The sequence below is a fragment of the Streptomyces sp. NRRL F-5123 genome (genome assembly GCF_000721495.1).
In the GTDB taxonomy this organism is placed as follows: domain Bacteria; phylum Actinomycetota; class Actinomycetes; order Streptomycetales; family Streptomycetaceae; genus Actinacidiphila.
Map to the genome: position 1 here is coordinate 23,215 of NZ_JOHY01000077.1, position 6,328 is coordinate 29,542.

The window sequence follows — 6,328 nt, forward strand, 5'->3', positions numbered from 1 at the left end:
TCGTCATGGCAACGGCGCCAAGCGTCTCGTACTCGATCACCGTGCGTCTGGAGGTCCCGGCCGGCGGGACCGCGGTCAGCGCGCTGACCACCGCGGTGGAGTCCTCCGGCGGATCGGTCACGGGTCTGGACGTCACCGCGTCGGGGCACGAGCGGCTGCGGATCGACGTCACGATCGCGGCCAGCTCCACGGACCACGCCGCGGAGATCGTCCGGAAGCTGCGCGGCATCGAGGGCGTCGCGATCGGCAAGGTGTCGGACCGTACGTTCCTGATGCACCTCGGCGGCAAGATCGAGATGCAGTCCAAGCACCCGATCCGCAACCGCGACGACCTGTCGATGGTCTACACCCCGGGCGTGGCGCGGGTGTGCATGGCGATCGCGGAGAACCCGGAGGACGCCCGGCGGCTGACGATCAAGCGCAACAGCGTCGCCGTGGTCACGGACGGCTCCGCGGTGCTGGGGCTCGGCAACATCGGGCCGAAGGCCGCGCTGCCGGTGATGGAGGGCAAGGCGGCGCTGTTCAAGCGGTTCGCGGGGATCGACGCGTGGCCGCTGTGCCTGGACACCCAGGACACCGACGAGATCGTGGCGATCGTGAAGGCCATCGCGCCGGGCTTCGCGGGCATCAACCTGGAGGACATCTCCGCCCCGCGCTGCTTCGAGATCGAGGCGCGGCTGCGCGAGGCGCTGGACATCCCGGTCTTCCACGACGACCAGCACGGCACCGCGATCGTGGTGCTCGCCGCGCTGACGAACGCGCTGCGGGTGGTCGGCAAGCAGATCGGCGACCTGCGGGTCGTCATGTCGGGTGCGGGCGCGGCCGGTACGGCGATCCTGAAGCTGCTGATCGCGGCGGGCGTGAAGCACGCGGTGGTGGCCGACATCCACGGTGTGGTGCACGCGGGCCGCGACGACCTGGTCGACGCCCCCGAGGGCTCGGCGCTGCGCTGGATCGCCGACAACACCAACCCGGAGGGCGTGACGGGCACCCTCAAGCAGGCCGTGGTGGGGGCCGACGTCTTCATCGGGGTGTCCGCGCCCAACGTGCTGGACGGCGCGGACGTCGCCGCGATGGCGGACGGTGCGATCGTCTTCGCGCTGGCCAACCCGGACCCGGAGGTGGACCCGGCGGAGGCCCGCCGGACGGCCGCCGTGGTGGCCACCGGGCGCAGCGACTTCCCCAACCAGATCAACAACGTGCTGGTCTTCCCCGGCGTCTTCCGCGGCCTGCTGGACGCCCAGTCCCGCACGGTCAACACCGAGATGATGCTCGCCGCCGCCCGCGCGCTGGCCGGTGTGGTGGGCGACGGCGAGCTGAACGCCAACTACATCGTCCCCAGCGTCTTCAACGACCGCGTCGCGGGCGCGGTCGCCAACGCGGTGCGGGCGGCGGCGCGCGCGCAGGGGCCCGCGGTCTCCGCGGCCGTCACGACGGAGCCGACCGCGGGGCTGTGAGGCACCAACGGCGCCGGTGGGACGGGTGTTCCACGAGTGCGCGGCGGGGGCGGCCCGGGGACGACGGGAAGCGAGAGGAAGGCGCGCCGGGAAAGCGCCGGAATCGTATTCCGAGCGTCGAACACCGGACGACAATCCGTCATCCCCGCCGTCCCGCACCGCTTTTTCCGCGACTCGCGCGGGCAGGCGATTGGCTTTCGGCCCATATATGGGGGCAGGATGCACACCTGGGCAGTGAGGCACACAGCAACAGCTTCGAGCTCGCGCCCCCATGGCAGAAAGAACACGGGAGTACACAGATATGAACCGCAGTGAGCTGGTGGCCGCGCTGGCCGACCGTGCCGGGGTGACCCGCAAGGACGCCGACGCCGTTCTCAGTGCCCTCGCCGAGAGCGTCGGCGAGATCGTGGCCAAGGGCGACGAGAAGGTCACCATCCCCGGCTTCCTGACCTTCGAGCGCACTCACCGTGCCGCCCGGACCGCCCGCAACCCGCAGACCGGTGAGCCGATCCAGATTCCGGCCGGTTACAGCGTGAAGGTCTCCGCCGGCTCGAAGCTCAAGGAAGCCGCCAAGGGCAACTGAGCTGCGCGCCCGGCCCCATTGGCCCAGGCAACGCCGTAAAACCGTGAGGGCGGCCTCCCCGGCACCGGGGAGGCCGCCCTCATGCACGACCGGACGGCGGTTCAGGCGACCGCGACCGCCGGGGGTTCGCCGGACGCCGGCGCGGGCACGCCGGGCACCTCGATGTGTGCGCCCAGGCCCTCCAGCTTGGCCAGGAAGTTCTCGTAGCCGCGGTTGATCAGGCCGATGCCGTGCACCCGCGAGGTGCCCTGCGCCGCGAGCGCCGCGATGAGGTACGAGAATCCGCCGCGCAGGTCGGGGATGACCAGGTCGGCGCCCTGCAGCTTGGTCGGCCCCGACACCACCGCGGAGTGCAGGAAGTTGCGCTGCCCGAAACGGCACGCGCTGCCGCCCAGGCACTCGCGGTAGAGCTGGATGTGCGCGCCCATCTGGTTGAGCGCCTCGGTGAAGCCGAGCCGCGACTCGTACACCGTCTCGTGCACGATCGACAGCCCCGACGCCTGCGTCAGCGCGACCACCAGCGGCTGCTGCCAGTCGGTCTGGAAGCCGGGGTGGACGTCGGTCTCCAGCGCGATGGCGTCCAGCGGGCCGCCCGGGTGCCAGAACCTGATGCCCTCGTCATCGATCGCGAAGGCCCCGCCGACCCGGCGGAAGGTGTTCAGGAAGGTCATCATCGAGCGCTGCTGCGCGCCGCGCACGTAGATGTTGCCCTCGGTGGCGAGCGCCGCGCTCGCCCAGGACGCAGCCTCCAGCCGGTCCGGGATCGCCCGGTGGGTGTAGCCGCCCAGCTTGTCCACGCCGGTGATGCGGATCGTGCGGTCGGTGTCGACGGAAATGATCGCGCCCATTTTCTGCAGGACGCAGATCAGGTCCTCGATCTCCGGTTCGACCGCGGCGTTCGACAGCTCGGTCACGCCCTCGGCGAGCACCGCCGTCAGCAGCACCTGCTCGGTCGAGCCCACCGACGGGTACGGCAGCCGGATCTTGCAGCCGCGCAGCCGCTGCGGGGCCTCCAGGTACTGCCCGTCGGCCCGCTTCTCGATGCGCGCGCCGAACTGCCGCAGCACGTCGAAGTGGAAGTCGATCGGCCGGCCGCCGATGTCGCAGCCGCCCAGGCCCGGGATGAAGGCGTGGCCGAGGCGGTGCAGCAGCGGGCCGCAGAAGAGGATCGGGATGCGCGAGGAGCCCGCGTGGGCGTCGATGTCCGCGACGTTGGCGCTCTCCACCCGGGTCGGGTCGAGCACCAGCTCGCCCGGCTCGTCACCCGCCTCCACCGTCACGCCGTGCAGCTGGAGCAGCCCGCGCACCACCTTGACGTCGCGGATCTCCGGCACGTTGCGCAGCCGGCTGGGTTCACTGCCGAGCAGGGCGGCGACCATGGCCTTCGGCACGAGGTTCTTCGCGCCTCTGACCCGGATCTCGCCTTCGAGCGGGGTTCCGCCATGGACAAGCAGTACATCGGCGATGTCGGTCATGGATCTCGCGATCGTCGGAACGGTTCGGAACGGGTGGAGCCGTGGAGCTCTGGAGCCGTGGAGCACAGGAACCAGAGGAACAGAGGAAATGGTAATGCGCCCCGCGCGCCCCTCCCGTTGCCCTGCCGCGGGATACCGCCCGCGGCGCGCGCTCCCGGCGCCCGCCGCCGCGCTCCGGCGCGTACCACCGGCGGGCGCGCCGGGGTGCTGCCCACCCGTCCCGGCGACGACTCCCCAGCGCGGCCCGCATGCGGGATCATGTGGACCATGACCGAGGTGTCCTCGCTCACCGGACGGCTGCTCGTCGCCACCCCGAAGCTGGCCGACCCCAACTTCGACCGGGCGGTCGTGCTGCTCCTCGACCACGACGCCGAGGGGTCCCTCGGCGTGGTCCTGAACCGTCCCACCCCGGTCGGCGTCGGCGACGTCCTGCAGCCGTGGGCGGCCCTCGCGGTGCTCCCGCAGGTCGTCTTCCAGGGCGGGCCGGTCTCGCTGGACTCCGCCCTCGGCCTGGCCGTCGTGCCCGGCGAGCCGCGCCCCGGCGAGGCGGTCGAGCTGCTCGGCTGGCGGCGCGTCCACGGGGCGATCGGCCTGGTCGACCTGGAGGCCCCGCCCGAGCTGCTCGCCGCGGAGCTGGGGTCCTTGCGCATCTTCGCGGGCTACTCCGGCTGGGGTCCGGGCCAGCTGGAACGCGAGCTGACCGACGGGGCGTGGTACGTCGTCGAGTCCGAGCCGGGTGACGTGTCCGCGCCGGACCCGGAGCGGCTGTGGCGCTCCGTGCTGCGCCGGCAACGGAACGAGCTGGCCATGGTGGCCACGTATCCCGACGATCCCTCCCTCAACTAGTCTTGTCTCTTATGAGCACTCTTGAGCCCGAGCGCGGGGCGGGCACCGGCACCCTGGTCGAGCCGACTCCGCAGCTCTCCCATGGTGACGGCGACCACGAGCGCTATGCGCACTACGTCCAGAAGGACAAGATCATGGCGAGCGCGCTGGAAGGCACGCCCGTCGTCGCCCTGTGCGGCAAGGTCTGGGTCCCCGGACGCGACCCGAAGAAATACCCCGTCTGCCCGATGTGCAAGGAGATCTACGAGGGCATGCCGCTCGGCGGTGGCGGGGGCAAGGACAAGTCCGGCAAGGGCAGCGGCGGCAACGCCTGACGCCCTTCCGGCGGACAGGGGAGGCCCGTGGAAGACGAGGGTGACGGAGGCGTGTTCGGTACGCCGGACGCGCCCGACGACGACTCCACCAGCGGCGAGCGCGTCCACGCGCTCGTCGCGCAGGGGCGCTTCGCGGAGGCGCACGCCGTGGTCGGCGACGCCTTCGTGGAGCGCAACGGCAGCGCCGGCTACCTGCTGCGCGCCTGGGTCCTCGCCCAGGAGCGGCGCCCGGCCGAGGCCCGCGAGGCCGTCGACTGGGCGCTCGCCCTGGCCGGGCCCGCCGAGGCGGCCGATGTCTTCGTCCTGGCCGGTGTGGTCCTTCTCTCACTCGACGAGGTCCACGACGCGCTGATCGTCGCGGTGCGGGCGGGCGGGGCGGATCCGGACGGCTGGGAGCCGGCCGTGCTGCTCTCCGACGTCTACCGGCGGCTCGGCCGCGTCCCCGACGCGGTCGCGGCCGCCCGCAGGGCCGTCGAGCTGGCCCCGCGCGAGGCCGAGGCGCAGGTCGCGCTGGCCCGCTCGCTCAGCGCGGGACGCGGCATGCTCGGGCGCCTGCCGCGGCGGCTGCGGGCCGAGCACCGCGGCGCGGTCGAGCGCTCGCTGCTGCTCGGGGCCGACCCCGGGCAGCTCCAGGCGCCGCGCGCCGGGATCCTCACCGGCGGGGTCGCCGTCGCCGTCCTGTGGGCGATCCAGCTCTACCGCATCGAGACCGGCGACGACTGGCAGTTCGTCGCGGCCGGAGCGGTGGTCGCCGTGACCGCGCTGCTGCTCGTCGTGCTCGTACGGGTGCACAGCCGGCGGACCGGCACGGGCGCGGTCGCGCGCATGCGGGGCATCCGCGCGACGGTGCGCACCGAACTGGCCGCCGACCTCGTCACCGGCAACCGGCTGTGGCGGCTGCGCGCCGCCCACGTCGGGGCCGTCATCCCCGTCGCGCCCCTCCTCACCACCGGGCTCGTCGCCGACCGCGCGTGGCGGCGCGAGCTGTGGCCGCTGTGGGCGGCCGTTCCCGTCACCGTCGCCGGCGCCGCGGGGGTCGCCGTCGCCGTCGCCGGCGTCCACTGGTGGTACGGGCCCGAGTTCACCCGGCGGGCCTTCCTCTTCTCCTGGTTCGGGCGGCTCCAGATCGTCGTGCCGGCCCTCCTGCTGGGCGCGAGCCTCGCGGGGGCGGTGGCCGGTTCCGCATCGCGGGCCACGTGGCGTGACCTCGCGATCGCCCATGCGGGCTGGCTCGCGGCGACGTGGGCGGTGGCCGGCACGGCGTCCTTGCAGGCGCGCAGGGCGATCTGAGGCTGCGGGGTGCGTTGCGCTCCGCGGGGGGCGGGGGGTGACGCTCCCGGCTGCGTGGTGCGGTGCTTCTCGCGGCCTTGCGCCGGTGGGGGTTGTTCGCGCCGTTCTCCCCCAGAGCTTCGTCTGGGGGTGCCCCCACGCAGCCCCTGGTGTTGCCCGGCGGGGCATCGCGCTCCTGCTTCGGTGGGTGGGGGCGGGGGCCACTCCGGGGGTACCTCCTCGGAATGCGCGTTCACCCTCCTACGTAGCCGTTGAGGGACTGGAAGCGCATTCCTGCGGGGGCACCCCCGGATCGTCCCCCTCCCGGCGTCTCGTCGGCGGCTGCCCGCCGGTGGGGGTGAGCGTGCGAGGGACTACGGTTCG

Annotated in this window: 6 protein-coding genes; 5 read left to right on the forward strand and 1 reads right to left on the reverse strand. The window is 73.0% G+C overall.

Annotated features, from left to right (window positions below; genetic code table 11):
* The first annotated feature begins 5 nt into the window (after window positions 1–5).
* Together IH54_RS0135830 and IH54_RS0135835 are read left to right on the forward strand one after the other, a co-directional pair.
* Complete coding sequence (locus IH54_RS0135830) at window positions 6–1,457, forward strand: NAD-dependent malic enzyme (RefSeq protein WP_031525205.1); 1,452 nt, start codon at window positions 6–8, stop codon at window positions 1,455–1,457.
* A gap of 301 nt (window positions 1,458–1,758) precedes the next feature.
* A complete protein-coding gene (locus tag IH54_RS0135835; RefSeq protein WP_031525206.1) occupies window positions 1,759–2,040 on the forward strand; it encodes an HU family DNA-binding protein in 282 nt (93 codons plus the stop codon).
* Between the two features lie 101 nt (window positions 2,041–2,141).
* On the opposite strand, the gene murA is transcribed toward IH54_RS0135835, so the two are convergent.
* Window positions 2,142–3,515 carry a UDP-N-acetylglucosamine 1-carboxyvinyltransferase gene (gene murA / locus IH54_RS0135840; RefSeq protein WP_052398238.1) on the reverse strand — a complete coding sequence of 458 codons (1,374 nt, stop codon included), beginning with the start codon at window positions 3,513–3,515 and terminating at the stop codon, window positions 2,142–2,144.
* A gap of 267 nt (window positions 3,516–3,782) precedes the next feature.
* Here murA and IH54_RS0135845 point away from each other — a divergent pair, with 267 nt between their 5' ends.
* From IH54_RS0135845 to IH54_RS0135855, 3 genes are read left to right on the forward strand one after another with little or no spacing between them, the layout of a single operon-like run.
* On the forward strand, window positions 3,783–4,361 hold the full coding sequence (locus IH54_RS0135845) for a YqgE/AlgH family protein (RefSeq protein WP_031525214.1): 579 nt from the start codon (window positions 3,783–3,785) through the stop codon (window positions 4,359–4,361).
* A gap of 11 nt (window positions 4,362–4,372) precedes the next feature.
* Window positions 4,373–4,675 (forward strand): DUF3039 domain-containing protein, encoded by a 303-nt coding sequence (locus IH54_RS0135850; RefSeq protein ID WP_031525215.1) that lies wholly within the window; start codon window positions 4,373–4,375, stop codon window positions 4,673–4,675.
* 51 nt (window positions 4,676–4,726) lie between these two features.
* Window positions 4,727–5,965 carry a tetratricopeptide repeat protein gene (locus IH54_RS0135855; RefSeq protein WP_159012277.1) on the forward strand — a complete coding sequence of 413 codons (1,239 nt, stop codon included), beginning with the start codon at window positions 4,727–4,729 and terminating at the stop codon, window positions 5,963–5,965.
* Window positions 5,966–6,328: the final 363 nt, after the last annotated feature.

Bases quoted from the DNA above. Each gene is read 5' to 3' on its own strand.
- IH54_RS0135830 (WP_031525205.1), top strand. From the start codon at position 6: ATGGCAACGGCGCCAAGCGTCTCGTACTCGATCACCGTGCGTCTGGAG.
- IH54_RS0135835 (WP_031525206.1), top strand. From the start codon at position 1,759: ATGAACCGCAGTGAGCTGGTGGCCGCGCTGGCCGACCGTGCCGGGGTG.
- murA (WP_052398238.1), bottom strand. From the start codon at position 3,515: ATGACCGACATCGCCGATGTACTGCTTGTCCATGGCGGAACCCCGCTC.
- IH54_RS0135845 (WP_031525214.1), top strand. From the start codon at position 3,783: ATGACCGAGGTGTCCTCGCTCACCGGACGGCTGCTCGTCGCCACCCCG.
- IH54_RS0135850 (WP_031525215.1), top strand. From the start codon at position 4,373: ATGAGCACTCTTGAGCCCGAGCGCGGGGCGGGCACCGGCACCCTGGTC.